Genomic DNA, 21,364 nt, shown 5'->3' with positions numbered 1-21,364 from the left:
GCCGCGATGAAAAGCAGCAGTTCCTTATTTCCAGTCAGCCTGATGCGAGCAGAGCAGCATCAGGCTATGGCTGAGGATGTTTATCTGGTTAAGCACAATCGCGATCCGGATCGCAGCGTGCAGTTGGCGCTAACGCATCTGAGTTTTGCCGACGGGCGTAGCAAAGGCGGTCAGCCGGTGGTGCTGTTGCATGGCAGTTTCACCAACCGCCGCTTTTGGTGGTCGGATCGCGGCATCGGACTGGCTCGCTATTTGGTCGAGCAAGGTCATGATGTGTGGATGCTGGATCAGCGCGGACATGGTTTAAGTCCGCGCAACCTCGACTATCGCAATAATACTTTGCAGCGCTATGTCGAGTACGACATAGGTGCCGTTAATGATTTTCTATTGGAATGCACCGGCAAGCCAGCAATCTGGGTCGGACATTCGTTAGGTGGCGTTATCTTGTCATCGGCATTAGCCAGCGGCATTTTGCATCGTGACAATGTGCACAGCTGCGTGTTGTTGGGTACTCAGGCGATTCGCCGGCCGCGTTATTTGTGGTTGCCGCTGTTAGGCTTTGGTCTACGGCGCTGGGTTAAGCGGCGCGGTGAAGTCAGTGGTCAACGTCTAAAAATCGGCCCTGAGTCTGAGCCAGCGGGGTTGGTGAATGAATATCTCAGGCGTCATGATTGGTTTGGCAGCTGGCAGTTTCGCCGTCCACGGCGCAAGTTAATGCCTGGCTGGCAGGCCTGTGATGTGCCTTTGCTGGCGATGGCTGGTGCCGCCGATAGCTCTGATCCGGAGCGCTATTGCCAGCGTTTTGCAACCCTTTACGGTGGTCCACTGCAATATGTGCGGCTTGGAAAAGCCGAAGGCTTTCAGTGTGATTATGGTCATGTGGATATGGTGGTCAGTCGAGAAGCGGCTGCCGAGATCTGGCCCATGATCAGCCAGTGGTGTGCTGGCCGTTCTTTGTCGCAACACAAAGAAGCCGACTCGTGAAAGTGCTGTTGGCCGGAGCTACCGGGCTGACCGGCCAGTCTCTGTTGCAGCAGTGTCTTCAGCGCAATCACCAGGTATTTGCTTGGGCGCGCACAGCGCCTTCCATTGAACATCCTAGGCTTATCTGGCTTGATTTTGAGCAGCATCCAGCCGATTGTGTTGATGTTTTTTTGTGCACCTTGGGCACCACTCGCAAACAATCCGGTGCAGAGGGCTTAGCTTGGGTCGATCGAGATTTGGTGGTCCGCTGTGCAGCTCGGGCTAAAGCCCTAGGTGCGCGCAGCGCTGAGGTGCTCAGTGCGGTTGGTGCCAATGCCCATTCGCCATTTCTCTACAACCGCCTTAAAGGCGAAATGCAACAACAGCTCGCCGGCATGGGGTTTGAACGGTTGGTGTTTGTGCAGCCCTCGGTGTTGCTGGGGCAGCGGTCAAGCCCGCGGCCATTGGAGCAATGGGCTGGTCGATGGTTGGCCCATCCATGCTTTGGTCGTTATCAAGCCTTGCCGGCCACGCAGGTGGCTGAGGCTATGTGGCGAAGCGCAGAAGATTTCACTGCCGGGCAATTTGAGTTGTCGGTGGCCGAGATTCAACAACTTAACTCTAACAAGGAGTGATTATGACCGATTACGTAACCCCGGATTTGTGCGATGAGTATCCGCAATTGGTGCAAGTGGTTGAGCCAATGTTCAACAACTACGGTGGCCGCGAATCTTTTGGCGGAGAAATCGTTACAGTGAAATGCTTTGAAGACAACTCCAAAGTCAAAGAGTTGGTCGATACCGACGGTACCGGCAAAGTCATGGTGGTCGATGGCGGTGGTTCGTTACGCCATGCTTTGCTGGGCGATATGTTGGCCGAAAAAGCCGCCAGCAATGGCTGGGAAGGCATCATTATTTACGGCTGTATCCGTGATGTTGACGTGATTATGCAAACCGATCTCGGTGTGCAAGCGCTAGCGACCCATCCGCTGAAAACCGATAAGCGTGGTTTGGGAGATGTAAACCTGGAGGTGAAGTTTGGCGGCGTGACCTTTGTGCCCGGCCAGTTCGTTTATGCCGATAATAATGGTGTGATTGTCTCGCCTGAGGCGCTGTCGATGCCAGCGTAAAGCGTATCGCTATGGGAATGGTCGACAAAGCCGGCGCAGTGCCGGCTTTTTTGTGCTCGTCTTCTGTGTCTGAGAAGGTTTTGTATACAATATTTCAGATCAATGCTTGAAATATGTGATCTTGAGCGTATTCTGGGCCAATCTTTGGGTGAATTGTCGACAAAACTATGGCAGAGAGCACACCGCTGGCAGAGAAGGTGTTTGCCGAACTGACCACGGAAATCGTCCGTGGTGAGCTCAAACCTGGTGCTCGGATATCAGAGCAGCAGCTGGTGCAGCGCTATGGTGGTAGTCGTGCACCCATGCGCGAAGCCATTCAAAAGCTGGAAGCCAGGCATTTAGTGGTGCGCATCCCCCATGCTGGCGCCCGGGTAGTATCACTCAGTTTGACTGAGCTGCGTGATATTTACGAAATACGGGTGGAACTGGAAAGCATGGCCTGTCGCCTTGCTGCACAGCGCATGCCGGACAATGAAATTGCCGAACTACAGGCCCTGTTGCAGCAGCATGCGCACAGCATTCAACAAGAGCAGGGCCTGGCTTATTACCAAAAAGCCGGCGATTTGGATTTTCACTATCGCATTGTCAAAGGCAGCTGCAACGCGCGTTTGCATCAAATGCTGTGTGGTGAGCTGTACCACCTGGTGCGCATGTATCGCTACCAAACCTCGACCAGTGATAAGCGCCCGCAGCAAGCGTTAATCGAACACCAGCGCATCGTTGAGGCCATCAGTGCCCGCGACGCAGAACTCGCCGAATTATTAATGCGTCGTCATATCCAGACGTCGCTTATCAATCTTGAACAGCGTCTAGAACAGGAGGGTCAGGCATGACTCCAGGTCAAAGATTCAGACAGGCCTTGGCAGACAATCAGCCATTGCAAATCGTCGGTACCATTAACGCCTACGCTGCCATGATGGCTGAGCGTATTGGCCATCAAGCGATTTATTTATCGGGTGGTGGGGTGGCCAATGCCTCCTATGGCTTGCCCGATTTAGGCATGACCTCCCAGAACGATGTATTAGAAGACGTACGTCGTATTACCTCGGCATCTCAATTACCGCTGCTGGTCGATATCGATACTGGTTGGGGCGGTGCCTTTAATATTGCCCGCACTATCTCGCAGATGGAAAAAGCCGGTGCAGCGGCGGTGCACTTGGAAGATCAGGTGGCGCAAAAACGCTGTGGTCACAGGCCTAATAAAGAAATTGTATCCAAAGCTGAAATGGTCGACCGCATTAAAGCGGCGGTGGATGCGCGCACCGATGATAGCTTTTTTATCATGGCACGTACCGATGCCTTTGCTCAGGAAGGTTTAGAAGCCGCCATTGAGCGCGCCCAGGCGTGTGTTGAAGCCGGTGCAGACGGCATTTTTGCCGAAGCGGTAAAAACTGAAGAGCATTACCGCGCCTTTGCCGACTCCCTCGACGTGCCGATTCTCGCCAATATCACCGAATTTGGCCAAACCGAATTATGGAATCGCGAACAATTAGGCGAGTGGGGGGCTGCTATGGTGCTGTATCCGCTCAGTGCTTTTCGTGCCATGAATAAAGCGGCAGAAACTGTCTATAAAAGCATTTTGGAAGAAGGCGATCAGCGCAAAGTGGTCGACATGATGCAGACTCGCATGGAGCTGTACGATTACCTCAATTACCACGATTTTGAAGCCAAGCTCGACGCTTTATTCGCTGAAGGCAAAAACAAATAAGGGAGATAAACATGGCTAAGCAATTAACGGGTGCCGGCCTGCGTGGCCAGGTAGCAGGCAAAACCGCATTATCAACGGTGGGGGTATCGGGCTCAGGTCTGACCTATCGTGGTTACGATGTCAAAGAGCTGGCGGATAAGTGCCAGTTTGAAGAAGTGGCCTATTTAATTTTAAAAGGTGAACTGCCAAATCAGGCGCAACTGAACGACTACAAGGCCAAACTTAAGTCACTGCGCACCTTGCCGGCTGCATTAATCGAAGTATTGGAACGCATTCCGGCATCGGCGCACCCAATGGATGTGATGCGCACCGGCTGCTCCATGCTGGGTAACTTAGAAACAGAAGGCAGCTTTGAGCAGCAACAAGATGCGACGGATCGTATGCTGGCGCTGTTCCCGGGCATGATTAATTACTGGTACAACTTCAGCCACAACGGTCAGCGCATTGATGTGGATACCGATGCTGACTCCATCGCTGAGCAATTCCTATGGACCTTGCACGGTGAAAAACCCTCTGAATTGCACACTCAGGTGATGCATGCTTCATTGATTTTGTACGCCGAGCACGAATTTAATGCTTCAACCTTTACCGCGCGCGTCTGTGCTTCCACCTTAAGTGACATGCACTCCTGTGTGACCGGCGCCATTGGTTCGCTGCGTGGGCCTTTGCATGGCGGTGCTAATGAGGCGGCGATGGAGCTGATTGAGGGCATGGAAAATCCAGACGATGCTGAGCAAAAATTGCTCGGTATGCTGGCGCGCAAAGAAAAAATCATGGGCTTTGGCCACGCGGTTTACAGCGAATCTGACCCACGCAATGCCATTATTAAACTCTGGTCTGAAAAACTGGCCCAGGAAAATGGCAATACCTCGCTGTACGATATTTCTGAGCGCTGTGAAGCCGTGATGTGGCGCGAGAAAAAACTGTTCTGCAATGCCGATTTTTTCCACGCCTCTGCCTACAACTACATGGGCATTCCGACCAAATTATTTACCCCGATTTTTGTCTGCAGTCGTCTGACCGGCTGGGCTGGGCATGTAATGGAGCAGCGTGCCGATAACCGTATTATTCGCCCTAGCGCGGAATACACCGGTGAAGAGTTGCGCCCAGTGACCGCCATAGTCGACCGATAATTCTAAAAGCACCGGCTAGGCCCGGTGCTGCTTGATGAGCCTAATTATGAATACTGAATACCGTAAGTCATTGCCTGGCAGTGATATCGATTTTTTTGATACCCGGGCGGCCGTCGATAACATTCAGCCGGGTGCCTACGACGGTTTGCCATACACTTCGCGTATTTTGGCCGAGCAATTGGTGCGTCGCTGTGCGCCTGAGGCGTTGACTGATTCATTGCGACAGTTGATTGATCGCAAGCGTGAGCTGGATTTTCCTTGGTATCCGGCGCGCGTGGTGTGCCACGATATTTTGGGACAAACGGCGCTGGTCGACTTGGCCGGTTTGCGCGACGCCATTGCCGAGCAGGGCGGTGATCCTGCTAAGGTAAACCCTGTGGTGCCAACCCAGTTAATTGTCGACCATTCGCTGGCGGTGGAATGTGGCGGCTTTGACCCTGATGCCTTCGATAAAAACCGTGCCATTGAAGAGCGCCGCAATGAAGATCGTTTTCATTTTATCGATTGGACCAAAACCGCGTTTGATAATGTCGATGTGATTCCAGCAGGCAACGGTATCATGCACCAGATTAATCTGGAGAAAATGTCGCCTGTGGTGCAAGTGCGCGACGGTGTTGCTTTCCCGGATACCTGTGTCGGCACCGATTCCCACACCCCCCACGTTGATGCGTTGGGCGTAATTTCCGTAGGCGTTGGTGGCCTGGAAGCGGAAACCGTGATGCTGGGTCATCCGTCGATGATGCGCTTGCCCGATATCGTTGGTGTTGAGCTCACGGGGAAGCGCCAGCCTGGCATTACCGCCACCGATATCGTTTTGGCGTTAACTGAGTTTTTGCGCAAAGAACGAGTGGTAGGCGCCTATTTGGAGTTCTTTGGTGACGGTGCGCGCAGCTTAACCATTGGTGATCGTGCCACCATTTCCAATATGACGCCGGAATACGGCGCCACAGCGGCGATGTTCTATATCGATGAGCAGACCATTGATTACCTCAATCTGACTGGTCGTGAGCCAGAGCAGGTAGCCTTGGTAGAACAATATGCCAAGCACACCGGATTGTGGGCGGATTCCCTGGTTGGAGCGCAATACGAGCGGGTATTGAGCTTTGACTTGTCCAGTGTCGGCCGTAATATCGCCGGCCCATCGAATCCTCATGCACGTGTTGCTACTAAAGATTTGGCCGCCAAAGGCATTGCTGGCAACTTAGACCAAGCGCGCGAGCAAGAAGCTCAAGGCTTGATGCCAGACGGTGCGGTCATTATTGCCGCCATTACCTCTTGTACCAACACTTCCAACCCGCGCAATGTGGTGGCGGCAGGTTTGCTGGCGAAAAAAGCCAATGAGCTGGGGCTAGTGCGCAAGCCTTGGGTGAAATCCTCCTTTGCACCGGGCTCTAAAGTGGCGCGCACTTACCTGGAAGAAGCAGGCTTATTACCAGAGCTGGAAAAGCTCGGCTTTGGCATTGTGGCTTTTGCTTGCACCACCTGTAACGGCATGTCAGGCGCATTAAACCCAGACATTCAGCAGGAAATCGTCGATCGTGACCTGTACTCCACCGCGGTGTTGTCGGGCAATCGCAACTTTGATGGCCGCATTCACCCGTACGCTAAACAGGCGTTTTTGGCATCGCCGCCTTTGGTCGTGGCTTACGCTTTGGCTGGTACCGTACGTTTTGATATCGAGCAAGACGTATTGGCAGTGGTGGATGGCCAAGAGATTCGCTTGGCGGATATTTGGCCGTCGGATGAAGAAATCGACGCCATCGTTAGCGAGCACGTTAAGCCGCAGCAGTTCCGCGATGTCTATATCCCGATGTTTGACCTCGGTGATATCGAAAAAGCGCCGAGCCCGCTGTACGACTGGCGTGAGATGAGTACCTATATTCGTCGCCCGCCATATTGGGAAGGTGCCTTGGCCGCTGAACGCACGCTTAAAGGCATGCGCCCGCTGGCCTTGCTGCCGGATAACATCACTACCGATCATTTGTCGCCGTCGAATGCCATTTTGGCCGACAGTGCGGCCGGTGAATATTTGGCCAAGATGGGGCTGCCGGAGGAGGATTTTAACTCCTACGCCACCCACCGCGGTGATCATTTGACGGCTCAGCGTGCCACGCTCGCTAATCCCAAGTTAATGAATGAAATGGTGTGCGACGAACAAGGCAACGTAGTGCAGGGCTCGCTGGCGCGCATAGAGCCAGAAGGCCAGGTAGTGCGCATGTGGGAAGCCATCGAAACCTATATGCAGCGCAAGCAGCCGCTGATCATTGTTGCCGGCGCCGATTATGGCCAGGGCTCATCACGTGACTGGGCGGCCAAAGGCGTGCGCTTGGCGGGCGTTGAAGTGATTGTGGCTGAAGGCTTTGAACGCATCCATCGCACCAACCTGATTGGTATGGGCGTATTGCCACTGCAGTTTAAGCCGGGTACCACGCGCATTACTTTGGGCCTGGACGGCACGGAAACCTTTGATGTTGTGGGTGAGCATCAGCCAGGCGGTGAGCTGGCCTTGGTGGTTCACTATGCTGATGGTCGTGAGCAGCAAGTGCCAGTGATCTGTCGCCTGGACACCGGTGAAGAGGTCACCACCTACCAAGCCGGTGGTGTGTTGCAGCGCTTTGCCAAAGAGTTCCTGCAGCAGTAACTCTGTGGCTTAAACAACAGGACAGCTTAGGCTGCCCTGTTTTTCCTTGAGTGGGTGAGTTCACCCATTTTTCGTTCTGGGTAGCAGCGCCGCCCAGTGTTTGATTCAACGCGAGATGGCATTATGTCCTTTTCCTCTGATAGCCCCCAAATTCGTATTCCCGCTACCTACATGCGTGGTGGCACCAGCAAGGGCGTTTTCTTTAATATCAAAGACCTACCGGTTGAAGCTCAGAAGCCAGGTGAATATCGAGACAAGTTGCTACTGCGTGTGATTGGCAGCCCAGACCCTTATGGCAAACATACCGACGGCATGGGCGGTGCGACGTCCAGTACCAGCAAAACTGTATTGCTGGATAAAAGTACCCAGCCAGACCATGACGTCGATTATCTATTTGGCCAGGTGGCCATCGACAAGGCCTTTGTTGATTGGTCGGGCAACTGTGGCAATTTAACCGGCGCGGTCGGAGCTTTTGCCATCAGCCAAGGCCTAGTAGACGCTGAGCGCATACCTGAAAACGGTATTTGCACGGTGCGTATCTGGCAGAAGAATATCGAAAAAACCATCATCGCCCAGGTGCCGATAAAAGACGGTCAGGTGCAGGAGTGTGGCGACTTTGAGCTTGATGGCGTGACCTTTCCGGCGGCTGAGGTGGTGATTGAGTTTCTCGATCCGGCCGATGCCGAGGGTGCCATGTTTCCGACCGGTAACCTGATCGACCAGCTCGAGGTGCCGGGGGTGGGTACTTTTGATGTGACTTTGATTAACGCCGGCATTCCTACCGCCTTTGTACGGGCCAGTGATATTGGCTACAGCGGCTCTGAGCTGCAGGACGACATCAATAACGATGAAGCGGCTCTGCAGCGCTTTGAGACCATTCGCGCCTATGCGGCGCTAAAGATGGGCTTAATCAGTGATGTCAGTGAAGCGGCGGCGCGTCAGCATACGCCGAAAATCGCATTTGTGGCAGCGCCTGAGGCCTATGTTGCTTCCAGTGGCAAACCAGTGGCGGCAGAGGATATCGATTTGCGGGTGCGGGCGCTGTCGATGGGTAAATTACATCATGCCATGATGGGCACGGCGTCTGTGGCCATCGCCACTGCGGCGGCGGTGCCAGGTACCTTGGTGAATGAAGCGGCTGGCGGCGGCGAGCGGCGCGAGGTAAATTTTGGTCACCCGTCAGGCACGTTAAAAGTCGGTGCAGAAGCGGTTGTAAAGGACGGCCAATGGAGTGCCAGTAAAGCCATTATGAGCCGCAGTGCGCGGGTATTAATGGAAGGCTGGGTAAGGGTGCCACCGGCGCAGATTTAAGGGCGTTGGCTCTAAAGCGAAGACATAAAAAAACCGGCGCATGGCGCCGGTTTTTTTATTGCTCGAACGCCTTAGCGGCTTTCTTCTGCCTCATTGCGACGGTGGTCGCTGTCATTACCAGCATTGTCGCTACTGGTGTCGGCATTGGCTTGTACATCAGCAGAAGGCGCTGGTTCTGCGCTGCCATTGCTTTGTGGTGTTGCAGTGCTTTCTGCTGTCGCAGGCTGCGGTTTTTGCTCCGCTATTTCAACACTTTCCTTGTCTGCAGGCTGCTGAGCAGCGGTGTTCTGCTCGGCTTGCTCAGACTGGCGTGGATCATTCACGGCGCGAGCTGTGTTACGACGACGGCTGCGACGAGGGCGGCCTTTGCTCTCTGCAGCATCGCTGCTTTCAGCTGCGGGTTGTTCGCTGGCGGCTGCAGGTTTGGCTTCAGGCTCGCTCTTTGCTGGCTCGGCAGGTTCCGCGTTCGCTGGTTGCTCGGCTTGCTCTGGCGCTGCTGTTTGTGCTTCAGCTGCCTGGATTTGAGGCGCGTCATCAGTGCTGACCACTTTTTTCGGCGCAGCCTTGCGCTGGGAGCGACGAGGGCGGCGCGGCTTGTCATGGCCGTCATCTGCGCTAGCGTTCGCCTCATTGCCAGCAGGCTTCTCATCAGCAGGCTTAGGCTCATCACTGCGGGTTTGGCTTGCCGTTTCGATCTCGGCTGCGGTCTCTGCTTTTGCCACGGCTTCTGGTGTGGCGCTAGTCTCGCTGTTATCACCATTGCTCTGCTGCTCGGCCTTGGCGACAGGCGCATCACTGGCGTTTGGCGTGCTGTTGTCGACGGCGTCAGTATTTTCCGGCTTGCGGCGACTACGGCGACTGCGACGACGCGGTTTGTCGTCAGAGTCGTCCTGCTGATCCTGGCCATCAGCGATAGCATCAGTTTCTTGTGCAGGCGCAGCCTCGGTAGCCTTTGCTTCAACGCTGTTGGTGGTGTCGCTGGCAACGGTTTGGCTGCCAGTATCGTCGGCTAATGCGCTGCTGTCGTTGTTGCTGGCCGCATCCGAGCTGTTTGGGCTGCTATTGGTTTCAGCCGTGTTCTGACTGATAACGGCGTCGCTTGACTGCTCGCTGTTATCAGCCGTGCTGTCAGATTTGCTAGCAACGTCATCACGCGGCTTTTCGCTGCGGTTACGACGACGCGAACGACGTGGGCGGCGCTCTGTGCTGTCATTGTCGCTGGCAGTGTTGGCATTGTTGCTGGTTTCCGCCGCTGTGGTGGCTTCGTTGCTCTCTTTTTTGCCTTGCTGGCCAATAACGACGGTATCTGGCTCATCGCTGAAGTCAGGCTTATTTGGACGTTTGCGTGTGCTGTTGCCCTGGCTGCGGTCACGACGTGGAGCTTTGTTGTCACTACCGCTGTTGTCGCGGCTTGACTCTTCACGTTTGCTGTTGCGGCCTGACTCTTCGCGCTTGTTGTCACGTAGCTCGTCGCGCTTGCTATCGCGTTTTTCATCACGCTTATTGTCGCGTTTAGGCTTGTCATTTTTGGCGTCAGCAGTTTTGCTGCGAGGGTTTTTGTCAGCGCGCTCGTTGCGAGCTTCTTCGCGTGGATTGCGACGCTCTTTGTTGTTGCGGTTGGCTGACGCAGCGTTACCATTCTGGTTGCGACGATTGCTTTGGCCTTTGTTCTGGCGCGAGGCATTGCCTTTGCTTTGGTTGTTGCTGGTCTTTTTCGCGGGTGTGCTGTCTTCTTCGCCAGACTCAAACAAAGTGCTAAGGGCAGAGCTTAGGCGCTTGAAGAAACCTGGTTTTTCTTCGCTGGCAACAACGGGCGCGGCCGTGGGGGCAACGGCTTTAACCGCCGCGCGTTGTGGTTTAACGCTGTCGCTTTCTGCCAGTTCAATGCCGTATTCAGGCTCGCCGCCTTCCAGCTTGTGTTCATAGCTGATTTCATCAATCAGGGTGTCATCTGGGCGCAGGCGCTGGACTTCAAAGTGTGGCGTATCCATGTGTGGATTTGGCAACACCATCACGCGCGTGTCGTGACGCTGCTCGATCTCGGCGATCAAGGCGCGTTTTTCGTTCAGCAGGAAGCTGGCCACTGGGTTTGGTACCACGGCACGGACTTGGCCGGTGTTTTCTTTTGCGGCTTCTTCTTCAATTAGGCGCAGAATCGACAGGCCAACAGATTGGATGCCGCGGATAACGCCGGTGCCGTTACAGCGAGGGCACACGTGGCCACTGGTTTCTTCCAGTGATGGGCGCAGGCGCTGGCGCGACATTTCAATCAGGCCAAAACGAGAGATGCGACCCACCTGTACGCGGGCGCGGTCCAGCTCAAGGGCACGTTTAAGGCGGGTTTCTACTTCGCGCTGGTTTTTGTTCGACATCATGTCGATAAAGTCGATAACCACCAGGCCACCCATATCACGCAGGCGCAATTGGCGAGCGATTTCATCGGCCGCTTCTACGTTGGTGTTGAGGGCGGTTTCTTCGATGTCAGCGCCCTTGGTGGCGCGTGCCGAGTTGATGTCGATCGACACCAGTGCTTCGGTTGGGTCGATAACGATAGAGCCACCGGACGGCAGTTTTACTTCACGTTGGAAGGCGCTTTCGATTTGTGACTCGATCTGATAACGGTTGAACAGAGGTACGCTGTCTTCGTAGCGTTTGAACTTGTTCTGGAACTGAGGCATGACGCGGCTGACGAAGTCCAGCGCTTCCTGGTATGCCTCTTCGGTATCAATCAGTACTTCACCGACATCTTGGCGCAAGTAATCGCGGATAGCACGCAGGATAACGTTACTTTCTTGCAGCAGTAGTTTCGGTGCCTGATTGTCATCAAAGGCTTCCTGAATGGCTTCCCACAGCTGCACTAGGTAGTCGAGGTCGCGTTGCAGCTCCTCGGAGCTGCGACCGATGCCTGCGGTGCGCACGATCACGCCCATGCGGTCGGGTACAGAAACGCCTTTCATGGCTTCGCGCAACTCAGTGCGCTCATCGCCTTCGATGCGACGCGAGATGCCACCAGCGCGAGCGTTATTGGGCATCAATACCAGGTAGCGACCAGCCAGACTGACTTGCGTGGTCAGTGCTGCGCCTTTGTTGCCACGTTCTTCTTTGTCGACCTGGACAATAACTTCCTGGCCTTCTTTCAGAACGTCTTTGATATTGATGCGACCCGGACCTGGGTCTTTAACAAAGTACTCGCGGGCGACTTCTTTCAATGGCAAAAAACCATGGCGCTCAGCGCCGAAGTCGACAAAGGCCGCTTCTAGGCTGGGCTCGATGCGGGTGATTTTGCCTTTATAGATGTTGGATTTTTTCTGCTCGCGGGCACCGGTTTCGATGTCCAGATCGTACAGTTTTTGCCCATCCACTAGGGCTACGCGCAACTCTTCAGTTTGAGTGGCGTTGATTAGCATTCTTTTCATGCCGTTTGTATTGCTCATGTGAGCAACGCGGCGCCTGGCAATGCCGTGGTACGGCCACTACCAAAATGTTTATGGGTGCTTTGCTTGCCAAAGCCAACCGGGCTTTGGTCCTGTTCGCAGAGGTGCTACTCAGTCTTACTGGGCACCGACACTGTCCATAATTTGATAATGCGAGATGCCAGCGCGCTGTGCTGCTTGGTTTATCTCACTCAGCGCTGCGTGCAGCGCCTGAACTTGGTTGTTCATGCGGAAGAGTGTCTTATTGCGTGCATCTTCCTTATACTGTGCCGCTTTTCGGCGGGCCTGAGCGCATCTGATCAATCGGATGTACGGGCGCGTCAGGCTGTCGGCGACTATAGCAACATTGCCAGGCGGCAGCAAATACTGTAACCGACGCACTCACCGGACAATGCATGGTGCCATCAGAGTTAGACACCAGCCAAGTATCATGGCTGACCATCAGTGAGGCCAACGCCGGCCAGCGACTCGACAACTTTTTATTGTCTACGTTAAAAGGCGTTCCTAAGACACTGATTTATAGAATTATTCGCAAGGGCGAAGTACGAGTTAACAAAAAACGAGCGAAGGCGGATACGCGCTTGGCTGACGGCGACCAGCTGCGTATCCCACCATTGAGGCTGGCGCAGCGAGGCGAGACGCCGCCGGTATCGTCGGTGCTTAAAGACAAGCTGGATGCTGCCATCGTATATGAAGACGAGGCTTTGCTGGTGGTCAATAAACCATCGGGCTTAGCGGTGCATGGCGGTAGCGGTGTGAGTCTGGGGATGATCGAAGCGCTGCGCAAAATGCGCCCTCAGCATACGTTTTTGGAGTTGGTGCATCGCCTCGATCGCGACACGTCAGGTTTGGTGTTGGTGGCGAAAAAGCGCAAAGCACTGACAACGCTGCAGCGTATGCTGGCCGACAAACAAGGTATTGGCAAATACTACTTGGCGCTGGTGCACGGCCATTGGTCGCAACACATTAGTGCCGTGGATTTGCCGCTGTTGCGTACTGAGCGGCAATCGGGCGAGCGCATCGTGCGTGTGAGTGACGACGGCAAAAGCGCATTGACTCGCTATAAATGCTTGGCTGTTGGGCGCGATTACAGTCTGGTGCAGGCTGAGCCAGTCACCGGCCGTACCCATCAGATTCGCGTGCATTGTCAGGCCAGTGGTAGCGCCATTGCTGGCGATATCAAGTATCGCAATCTGACCGAGCAGCAGCTGGACGATAAAACTCAAGTCACACGTTTGTGTTTGCATGCCTGGCGGCTGGTGTTTCGTCATCCTATCAGTGGCGACTGGCTCGATTTACAGGCTTGGCCAGATAAGCAGCTGTCTGCCTGGCTGGATGGTTTTACCGCAGGTGCGCAGTGGCGCCAGTCGTTGGAAGCGATGTTATGAAATATGAGCTGATCATCTTTGATTGGGACGGCACTCTGTCGGATTCGAATGGGCGTATTGTCGACAGTATGCAGCAGGCCGCCAAGCAGGTGGGGTTAACTCGCATCTCAGATTTTGCTGTACAAAACATTATCGGATTAGGCTTGCCAGAGGCGTTGCAAACCCTGTGGCCCGGCATTGACGCAGAGCAGCAGCGGCATATGACCGAAGTGTATGCGCGTTATTTTGTTAGTGATAGCCAGGTGTCGATGGATTTTTACCCCCATGCCCGTAGTTTGCTGGCTGAATTAAAAGAGCAAGGGCGCCAGTTGGCGGTGGCGACGGGTAAAAGCCGGCGCGGACTAGATAGGATATTGGCTGAGTCCGAGCTGCAATCGTCGTTTGCTGCTACCCGCTGCGCCGATGAAACGGCCTCTAAGCCAGATCCCTTGATGTTGAACGAATTGCTGCGCGAGTTGTCAGTGTCTGCCAATCGCGCTGTGATGGTCGGGGACACCAGTTACGATTTGGAAATGGCCCGCGCTGCCGGTATGGATGTCGTGGCTTTGACCCATGGTGCCCATGATGAAGAAATATTGAGACGACACAGTCCGGTCGCGGTGTGTCACAATCTAACTGAGTTAAAGCATTGGATACAAAACTATGGATGAGATGAATAGAAGCAGTGCATCGCGCCCAGCAGATGACAGTAAAGAGTGGCGCTTGATTGAAAAAGTGCTGATGGATATGCAGGGCGAGCAGCGTCGTGCGCGTCGTTGGGGCATCTTTTTTAAGAGTCTGACATTTTTGTATTTGATCGCCATTTTGTGGTTGGTGCGTATGCCGGTGGATGAGGTGGCCAAGGGGTCTGATGCGACTAGCTATGCGGCGGTGATTGAAGTGAATGGCCCAATTGCCGCCGATCAGGATGCCAGTGCTGATTTGCTGATCGGTGCACTGCGCAATGCCTTTGAGGATGAATCGGCGCTGGGGGTCATATTGCGTATTAATAGCCCGGGCGGTAGCCCTGTGCAAAGCGGCTATGTGTATGATGAAATCAAGCGATTAAAAGAAACACGTCCTGATTTTCCTGTGTATGCGGTGATTATGGACTTGGGTGCTTCTGGCGCTTATTACATTGCCGCAGCGGCCGATGAAATCTATGCCGATAAAGCCAGCTTGGTGGGCTCCATTGGGGTGGTCGGTTCAGGTTTTGGTTTTGTCGACGTAATGGAAAAGCTGGGCGTAGAGCGTCGCTTGTACACGGCGGGTGAGCACAAAGGCTTTTTGGATCCGTTCTCGCCTGAAAATCCAGAAGAGAAGCGTTTCTGGAAGGGCGTATTGGATGTTACCCATCAGCAATTCATTAATCAGGTGAAGGCAGGTCGCGGTGATCGTTTGAAGTCTCACCCAGATCTGTTTAGTGGTTTGGTGTGGTCGGGCGAGCAGGCGCTGGAGCTGGGCTTGGTGGACGGTTTGGCGTCTAGCAGTCAGATTGCGCGTGACAAGATGGGTACTGAGGAATTAGTAAACTTCACCCATAAGCCACACCCATGGGAAGAAATCATTCGTCAGTTCGGCGCCAGCATTGGTAGTGGCTTTGCCACCATGCTGACTAGCCAGTCGCTGACGTTGCGTTAAATATTTTTGACAGAGGCCGGTTGCATACCTATGATGTCGCGCACTATGGCAGATGCTCAACTTCCGAAGCGGGTTGATGCGACTAAATTAGTTGATACAAATCAGCAATTTAGCGCAAAAATCGACAGTCAAAATCTGGATCGTGTAACAGCGGCTGTGGTCAGCTGTGACGATGCTGTTGACTGTCAAATCGAGTTTTTCAGAGATGTAGAGAATCATCGGGTTCTGAAAGGCCATTGCAGCACCCAAGTGACTATGTTGTGCCAGCGTTGTCTGGATACAGTGTCATTGGCGGTGACAAGCGAATTTGAGCTGGGGCTGGTATTTGATGACGAGCGTGCAAAACAATTGCCGCGGCGTCTGGAGCCGGTAATAGTAGACGAAAACGGATACCTTGATCTTTGGGAAGTTCTTGAAGATGAAGTGCTGTTAAGTCTGCCACCGTTCCCGCTTCATCCAGACGGTGAATGTCAGCTGAAGCAGCCCGAGCCAGACACGAATGCCGAACCAGAAGTCGAACGTGAAAATCCGTTCAGCGTTCTGGCTCAGCTAAAAAAGAACTAGCGACTGATATATCTAGGAGCCAACCATGGCGGTTCAAAAAAACAAAGTGACTCGTTCCAAGCGCGGTATGCGTCGTTCTCACGATGCTCTGGACAGCGGTGCCGTTGCCCTGACTACCGATCCAACGACTGGTGAGACGCATCGTCGTCACCACGTAACGCTCGACGGTTTTTACCGTGGCAAAAAAGTCGTGGAGACTGGCAACGACTAATATGTTTACCATTGCGGTAGATGTCATGGGCGGGGACTTAGGTCCCCGCGTTGCGTTTAAGGCCTGTCGTAAGTGGTTGGCAGACCGTCCGTCAACAGATCGCCTCGTGTTGGTGATGACGGAAGAATTTCAAGCCGAAGCCGAAGAGCAGCTATCTGACTACTTATCTCAGGTGCGCTTCGTGATTGCCCAATCAGCCATTTCCATGGCCGACTCTCCTGTCGCCGCGTTGCGGCAAAAACAATCTTTTTCTATGTCGATGGCGTTGCAGCTGCATGCCGATGGTGACGCTGACGCTGTGTTGTCGGTTGGCAATACCGGTGCCTTGATGGCCTTGGCGCGAAAGCAGCTGGGCATGTACGACGGCTTTGATCGCCCGGCATTGGCAGCCTGTTTGCCAACTCGTCGCAAACCGGTGCTGATGTTGGACCTGGGGGCAAATTTAGAATCCAGCGCTGCTCAACTAGAGCAGTTTGCCACGTTAGGAATGGTTTGGCAGTTAGTGCAGGGTAATCGCACTCAGCGCATGGCGCTGTTGAATATTGGTCAGGAATCCTGCAAGGGCACGAGCACCATTAAAGAGGCCGCCGAGCGTTTTCGCCAGCGCTGGCCGCAGCAGTACGTTGGATTTTGTGAAGGCAGTGATATTTATACCGGTGAGCTTGATGTGGTTGTCTGTGATGGTTTTGTCGGTAATGTGGCGCTGAAAACCAGCGAGGGCTTGTCTGCTTGGTTGTCTGATCAGATTCAGCGTGAATTTCAACGCCACTTTTTTGGTCGCAGCTTTTATCCCTTATTGCGGCCTATTATTGACCGCTTGCTGCGGCGTTTTAACGCCAGTCGCTATGCTGGTGCCTTGTTGTTGGGGGTAAAAGGGGTGGTGGTTAAAAGCCACGGCAACTCAGATTGGCGTTCATTGCACCACGCATTAGGGTTTGTGGCAGCGCAGCTGGAGTGCGGTGGCCAAGCGGCCTTTGCGCGTGAGTTGGCGTCTGGTCAGTGAATTTAACTCAATAATATTGTGCAAGCCTTCCCATTTACTGTAACAATTCCGCTCCATAGTATGTGCCCCGTTACGCCGTTGAGCGTAATGGTTGGTGCGCAGCGCCACTAAGCAGCAACAAATAAGGTTGTTAAATGACTGATTTTATTGCCTTTTTTCCCGGTCAGGGGGCCCAGCAAGTAGGCATGCTGGCAGAATTGGCCGAGCAAAACGGAATCATTAAAGAAACCTTTGCTGAAGCGTCTGAGGCAATAGGTCAAGACCTCTGGGCGTTATCGCAGCAGGGGCCTGCTGAAACCCTAAATCTCACCTACAACACTCAGCCAGCCTTGCTAACGGCCAGTGTTGCCGCATGGCGCTTACTGCAACAGCGCAGATCGCAACGGCCAGTGGCGGCGGCGGGTCACTCGTTGGGTGAATACAGTGCCCTGGTTGCCGCTGAGGCGCTGGACTTTGCGACCGCGGTGCGCCTAGTAAAACGTCGCGGTGAGCTGATGGATGCTGCGGTACCCGCCGGTGAAGGCGGTATGGCGGCGGTATTGGGTCTGTCAGAAGAGCAAATTGCCGAGCTGTGTCAGCAAGTGTCTGCCGTTGGTGTGGTTGAGGCTGCAAACTTTAATGCCCCCGGCCAAATTGTTATCGCCGGGAGTGCCGCAGGGATAGACGCTGCCATCCCTCTGGCGAAAGACATGGGTGCCAAGCGAGCCTTGCCTCTGGCGGTGAGTGGGCCTTTTCATTCCAGTCTGATGAAGGCAGCTGCAGCGGAGTTTGAAGCAGAACTCAATGCCGTTAGCTGGCAAGCGCCGTTGTTTCCTGTGTATCACAATGTTGATAATCAGCCAGCCGAGGCGGCCGATATTGCGGCAAAACTATTGGCCCAGCTGTACAGTCCAGTGAATTGGACGGGTGCCGTACAAGCCTGCAGGCCAATGGCCGAGTTGGCGATTGAGTTTGGTCCTGGCAAGGTATTGGCCGGTTTGAACAAGCGCATCGATAAAACATTGGCGTGCAAAAACACATTGGACCCAGCGGCGTTCGAGGACGCCCTGTTAGCCCTTCAGGGAGGTGAATAATGGATAAGCAGATCGCATTAGTAACCGGTGCCTCGCGTGGCATTGGCGCTGCCATTGCTATGACACTGGCGCAGCAAGGCTATCGAGTGATTGGCACAGCAACCAGCGAGGCGGGTGCCGCGGCTATTCGTGACACCTTGCGTAGCCAGGCTGATGATCACGATGCCATGGTGTTGAATATTGCCGACGCCGAGCAGACGGATGCAGCCTTAAAGCAGTTGCTGGCCGATTTTGGTACGCCGGCGGTGGTGGTTAATAACGCCGGTGTTACCCGTGACAACTTATTCTTGCGCCTGTCTGAAGACGACTGGCAAACCGTGATTAACACCAATTTGAACGGTGTGTTTCGCGTTTGCAAAGCTTTAGCCAAAGCCATGATTAAGCAAAAATACGGCGCGATTGTGAACATCAGTTCCATTATCGGGACGACAGGTAACGCCGGCCAAACCAATTACGCAGCGGCAAAGGCTGGTCTAGAGGGCTTTAGCCGCTCGTTGGCACAAGAAGTGGCCAGTCGCAATATTCGTGTTAATTGCGTGGCTCCCGGATTTATACAAACGGATATGACGGATGTCTTGCCTGACGGGCAAAAAGAGGCCATCCTAGCGTCGATTCCGATGAAGCGTTTTGGCCAGGTAGATGATATTGCCGCTACGGTCGCGTTTCTGGTCGGTGATGGCGCACAGTATGTGACAGGTCAGACCATTCATGTGAATGGCGGCATGAATATGGGGTGAGGTCATTGCTGACCCTCAGGAAAAACTGAAACGGTAGGAACTAACCATGAGTAACATTGAAGAACGCGTTAAAAAGATTGTTTGTGAGCAGCTGGGTGTTAAAGAAGAGGATGTAAAACCTGCCTCTTCATTTGTTGATGATTTGGGTGCTGACTCACTGGATACCGTTGAGCTGGTGATGGCTCTGGAAGAAGAATTTGAAACCGAAATTCCTGACGAAGACGCTGAGAAGCTGACCACAGTTCAGGAATCCATCGACTACATCATCGCCAATCTGTAAGATTTGCGATGTTCGAAAGCCGCCTCTTCGGACGCGGCTTTTTTTATGCCCAGCAAAAAAATAGTGCAGTGACAGCCGGGCGAAATTACAGACAGTGTGAATAGGTGCTATGAGTAAACGACGCGTCGTTATTACTGGCTTAGGAACGGTTAATCCATTGGGATTAACGACACAGGACACCTGGAAAGCGGTTTGTGAAGGCAACAGTGGTATTGGCCTGATCGATCACTTCGATACCGACGGTTATGCCACTCGCATCGGCGGTATGGTTAAAGACTTTGACGTCAGTTCGGTGATGACACCAAAAGAAGCACGCAAAGTGGATCTGTTTTTACAGTATGCCTTGGTGGCAGCGGAGCAAGCAGTCCTCGATGCGGGCTTTTCTGAGCAATTAAATAAAGATCGTGTTGGTGTGGCCGTTGGTTCGGGGATTGGCGGCTTGAGCACCATTGAGCAAAATTACGATCAATTAATTAAAAGCGGTGCGCGGCGCGTGTCACCGTTTTTGATTCCTGGTTCGGTGATCAATATGGCATCCGGCAATATCGCCATTCGCCATGGTTATCGCGGCCCGAATTTTGCCATTACTACCGCCTGTACTACGGGCACTCATAATATTGGTTATGCTGCGCGCACCATCGCCTACGGTGATGCCGATGTGATGTTAGCTGGTGGCGCCGAGCGCGGCTCGTCGCCGTTAGGCGTTGCCGGCTTTGCCGCAGCACGTGCCATGAGTACACGTAATGACGAGCCTGAAAAAGCCAGTCGTCCGTGGGATAAAGACCGTGATGGTTTTGTGCTGGGTGACGGTGCTGCGGTGTTGGTATTGGAGTCACTGGAGCATGCAATAGCTCGCGGCGCGCGCATTTATGCCGAAGTAGCAGGCCTGGGTATGAGTGACGATGCCCATCATATTACCAGTCCCCCCGAAGATGGCGCAGGTGCTCGCGATGCCATGATTAATGCTTTGCAAGATGCCGGTATGGCCGCTGAAGATATCGATTATATCAATGCCCATGGCACCTCGACTCAAGTGGGTGATATTGCTGAAACTCGGGCCATTCGTGCGGTCTTTGGTGAGCATGCCAATCGATTGGCGGTCTCGTCCACTAAATCCATGACCGGCCATTTGCTCGGTGCGGCAGGAGCGCTGGAAGCGTTAATTACCACCTTGGCGATAGTTGATGGCATTGCACCGCCAACCATCAACCTGGATCAGCCAGATGACGGCTGTGATTTGGATTATGTGCCGCATACGGCGCGAAAAATGCCGATACGGGCCGCGATTTCCAATTCCTTTGGCTTTGGTGGTACCAATGGCAGCTTACTGATTAAGCGCTTTGATGACTGATCCGCTCTGGTATCGCGCCGGCGCACTAGTGGCGGCGCCGGTCAACCATCGTGCCGCGCAGTTTGGTGATGGTTTATTTGAGACCATGCGGTGCGATTCGCAAGGTCAGTTGCCATTATGGCGTTGGCATCGCCAGCGATTGCAGCGTGGTTTGGTGGCGCTGGATTTTCCTATCTCGACTTTGTCGGACGTCGATCAGGCGTTGTCGCATTACCTAGCGCAGTCAGCGCCTTGCCAGGGCATTAAGCTATTGCTGAGTCGCGGTGAAGGCGGCCGTGGTTATGGTTATGATTCGACCATGCAGCCTTTGCTGATGTTGCAATCATTCACCTTGCCAGAGCGAAGCCTGTCGCCCTTGGTGATCACCATCAGCGATGTAACACTGGCGTATCAACCACTGCTGGCAGGCATCAAACATCTGAATCGGTTAGAACAGGTATTGGCACGTGGTCGGTTGCAAAAGTCATGGGACGATTGCTTATTATTGGACGCTGATGGCCATGTGGTGGAGAGCTCGGCGGGCAATGTCTTTGTCTGTTTTGATGGCCAGTGGCTGACTCCTGATCTAAGTCGTTGTGGTGTTGAAGGTATTGCTCGGCGTTGGTTATTGGAACAATCGAAAGCTCAGGTGACTGATATCGCTGCTGCAGACTTGGGCCAAGCCGAGGCGCTGTTGATCTGCAATGCCGTGCGAGGAGTGCAGTGGGTGAGTCGTTTAGACGAACATTCTTTGCCAACCACTCGGCTAGCGCAGATCCAGCAATGGCAAAATGACTGGCAGCAGCTGTTTATTGGCGGATGAATTCCGGTATCCTGAG

The 21,364-nt window shown here is 53.7% G+C and carries 20 protein-coding genes; 19 read left to right on the top strand and 1 reads right to left on the bottom strand.

Annotated elements, in window-relative coordinates; translation table 11 throughout:
• The first annotated feature begins 6 nt into the window (after positions 1-6).
• The 8 genes from AC55FS_RS12020 to prpF all read left to right on the top strand — a co-directional run bounded on the left by AC55FS_RS12020 (position 7) and on the right by prpF (position 8,885).
• Positions 7-984, top strand: a complete 978-nt coding sequence (locus AC55FS_RS12020) for an alpha/beta fold hydrolase (RefSeq protein WP_496932495.1) — start codon at positions 7-9, stop codon at positions 982-984.
• Positions 981-1,598: an NAD-dependent epimerase/dehydratase family protein gene (locus AC55FS_RS12015; protein WP_496932494.1), complete on the top strand. Its 618-nt coding sequence runs from the start codon at positions 981-983 to the stop codon at positions 1,596-1,598. Before AC55FS_RS12020 ends, AC55FS_RS12015 begins: the two co-directional genes overlap by 4 nt.
• A gap of 2 nt (positions 1,599-1,600) precedes the next feature.
• Entirely contained in the window at positions 1,601-2,092 is a 492-nt protein-coding gene (rraA, locus tag AC55FS_RS12010; RefSeq protein WP_496932493.1) for a ribonuclease E activity regulator RraA, read from the top strand.
• A 167-nt stretch (positions 2,093-2,259) separates the two neighbouring features.
• Positions 2,260-2,925 (top strand): GntR family transcriptional regulator, encoded by a 666-nt coding sequence (locus AC55FS_RS12005; RefSeq protein WP_496932492.1) that lies wholly within the window; start codon positions 2,260-2,262, stop codon positions 2,923-2,925.
• Positions 2,922-3,800: a methylisocitrate lyase gene (prpB, locus tag AC55FS_RS12000; protein ID WP_496932491.1), complete on the top strand. Its 879-nt coding sequence runs from the start codon at positions 2,922-2,924 to the stop codon at positions 3,798-3,800. The genes AC55FS_RS12005 and prpB overlap by 4 nt, the downstream gene beginning before the upstream one ends.
• Positions 3,801-3,811: 11 nt before the next feature.
• Positions 3,812-4,933, top strand: a complete 1,122-nt coding sequence (prpC, locus tag AC55FS_RS11995) for a bifunctional 2-methylcitrate synthase/citrate synthase (RefSeq protein WP_496932490.1) — start codon at positions 3,812-3,814, stop codon at positions 4,931-4,933.
• A 46-nt stretch (positions 4,934-4,979) separates the two neighbouring features.
• Entirely contained in the window at positions 4,980-7,574 is a 2,595-nt protein-coding gene (gene acnD / locus AC55FS_RS11990) for a Fe/S-dependent 2-methylisocitrate dehydratase AcnD (protein WP_496932489.1), read from the top strand.
• Positions 7,575-7,697: 123 nt separating this feature from the next.
• Complete coding sequence (gene prpF / locus AC55FS_RS11985) at positions 7,698-8,885, top strand: 2-methylaconitate cis-trans isomerase PrpF (protein WP_496932488.1); 1,188 nt, start codon at positions 7,698-7,700, stop codon at positions 8,883-8,885.
• Positions 8,886-8,956: 71 nt separating this feature from the next.
• Here prpF and AC55FS_RS11980 read toward each other — a convergent pair whose 3' ends face one another.
• A complete protein-coding gene (locus AC55FS_RS11980) occupies positions 8,957-12,301 on the bottom strand; it encodes an Rne/Rng family ribonuclease (RefSeq protein ID WP_496932487.1) in 3,345 nt (1,114 codons plus the stop codon).
• Between the two features lie 413 nt (positions 12,302-12,714).
• Here AC55FS_RS11980 and AC55FS_RS11975 point away from each other — a divergent pair, with 413 nt between their 5' ends.
• The 11 genes from AC55FS_RS11975 to pabC all read left to right on the top strand — a co-directional run bounded on the left by AC55FS_RS11975 (position 12,715) and on the right by pabC (position 21,348).
• Complete coding sequence (locus AC55FS_RS11975; RefSeq protein WP_496932486.1) at positions 12,715-13,707, top strand: RluA family pseudouridine synthase; 993 nt, start codon at positions 12,715-12,717, stop codon at positions 13,705-13,707.
• The gene (locus AC55FS_RS11970; protein ID WP_496932485.1) at positions 13,704-14,357 is read left to right on the top strand and encodes an HAD family hydrolase; all 654 of its coding nucleotides are present in this window, start codon (positions 13,704-13,706) and stop codon (positions 14,355-14,357) included. Before AC55FS_RS11975 ends, AC55FS_RS11970 begins: the two co-directional genes overlap by 4 nt.
• Complete coding sequence (locus tag AC55FS_RS11965; protein ID WP_496932484.1) at positions 14,350-15,327, top strand: S49 family peptidase; 978 nt, start codon at positions 14,350-14,352, stop codon at positions 15,325-15,327. The genes AC55FS_RS11970 and AC55FS_RS11965 overlap by 8 nt, the downstream gene beginning before the upstream one ends.
• Positions 15,328-15,357: 30 nt before the next feature.
• Entirely contained in the window at positions 15,358-15,891 is a 534-nt protein-coding gene (locus AC55FS_RS11960; protein ID WP_496932483.1) for a YceD family protein, read from the top strand.
• Positions 15,892-15,916: 25 nt separating this feature from the next.
• Complete coding sequence (gene rpmF, locus AC55FS_RS11955; protein ID WP_094061055.1) at positions 15,917-16,102, top strand: 50S ribosomal protein L32; 186 nt, start codon at positions 15,917-15,919, stop codon at positions 16,100-16,102.
• 1 nt (position 16,103) lies between these two features.
• Positions 16,104-17,105 (top strand): phosphate acyltransferase PlsX, encoded by a 1,002-nt coding sequence (plsX, locus tag AC55FS_RS11950; RefSeq protein ID WP_496932482.1) that lies wholly within the window; start codon positions 16,104-16,106, stop codon positions 17,103-17,105.
• 134 nt (positions 17,106-17,239) lie between these two features.
• Entirely contained in the window at positions 17,240-18,178 is a 939-nt protein-coding gene (gene fabD / locus AC55FS_RS11945) for an ACP S-malonyltransferase (protein WP_496932481.1), read from the top strand.
• Positions 18,178-18,915, top strand: coding sequence for a 3-oxoacyl-ACP reductase FabG (fabG, locus tag AC55FS_RS11940; protein ID WP_496932480.1), 738 nt, complete (start codon positions 18,178-18,180; stop codon positions 18,913-18,915). The genes fabD and fabG overlap by 1 nt, the downstream gene beginning before the upstream one ends.
• 46 nt (positions 18,916-18,961) lie before the next feature.
• Complete coding sequence (gene acpP, locus AC55FS_RS11935; RefSeq protein WP_496932479.1) at positions 18,962-19,195, top strand: acyl carrier protein; 234 nt, start codon at positions 18,962-18,964, stop codon at positions 19,193-19,195.
• A gap of 109 nt (positions 19,196-19,304) precedes the next feature.
• Positions 19,305-20,546 (top strand): beta-ketoacyl-ACP synthase II, encoded by a 1,242-nt coding sequence (fabF, locus tag AC55FS_RS11930; RefSeq protein ID WP_496932478.1) that lies wholly within the window; start codon positions 19,305-19,307, stop codon positions 20,544-20,546.
• A complete protein-coding gene (pabC, locus tag AC55FS_RS11925; protein ID WP_496932477.1) occupies positions 20,539-21,348 on the top strand; it encodes an aminodeoxychorismate lyase in 810 nt (269 codons plus the stop codon). The genes fabF and pabC overlap by 8 nt, the downstream gene beginning before the upstream one ends.
• Positions 21,349-21,364 lie beyond the last annotated feature (16 nt).

Source organism: Bacterioplanes sp. CLAM21 (genome assembly GCF_059641015.1).
Note: the sequence above shows the minus strand (reverse complement) of the source record. Positions and strands in the feature narration are given on the sequence as shown.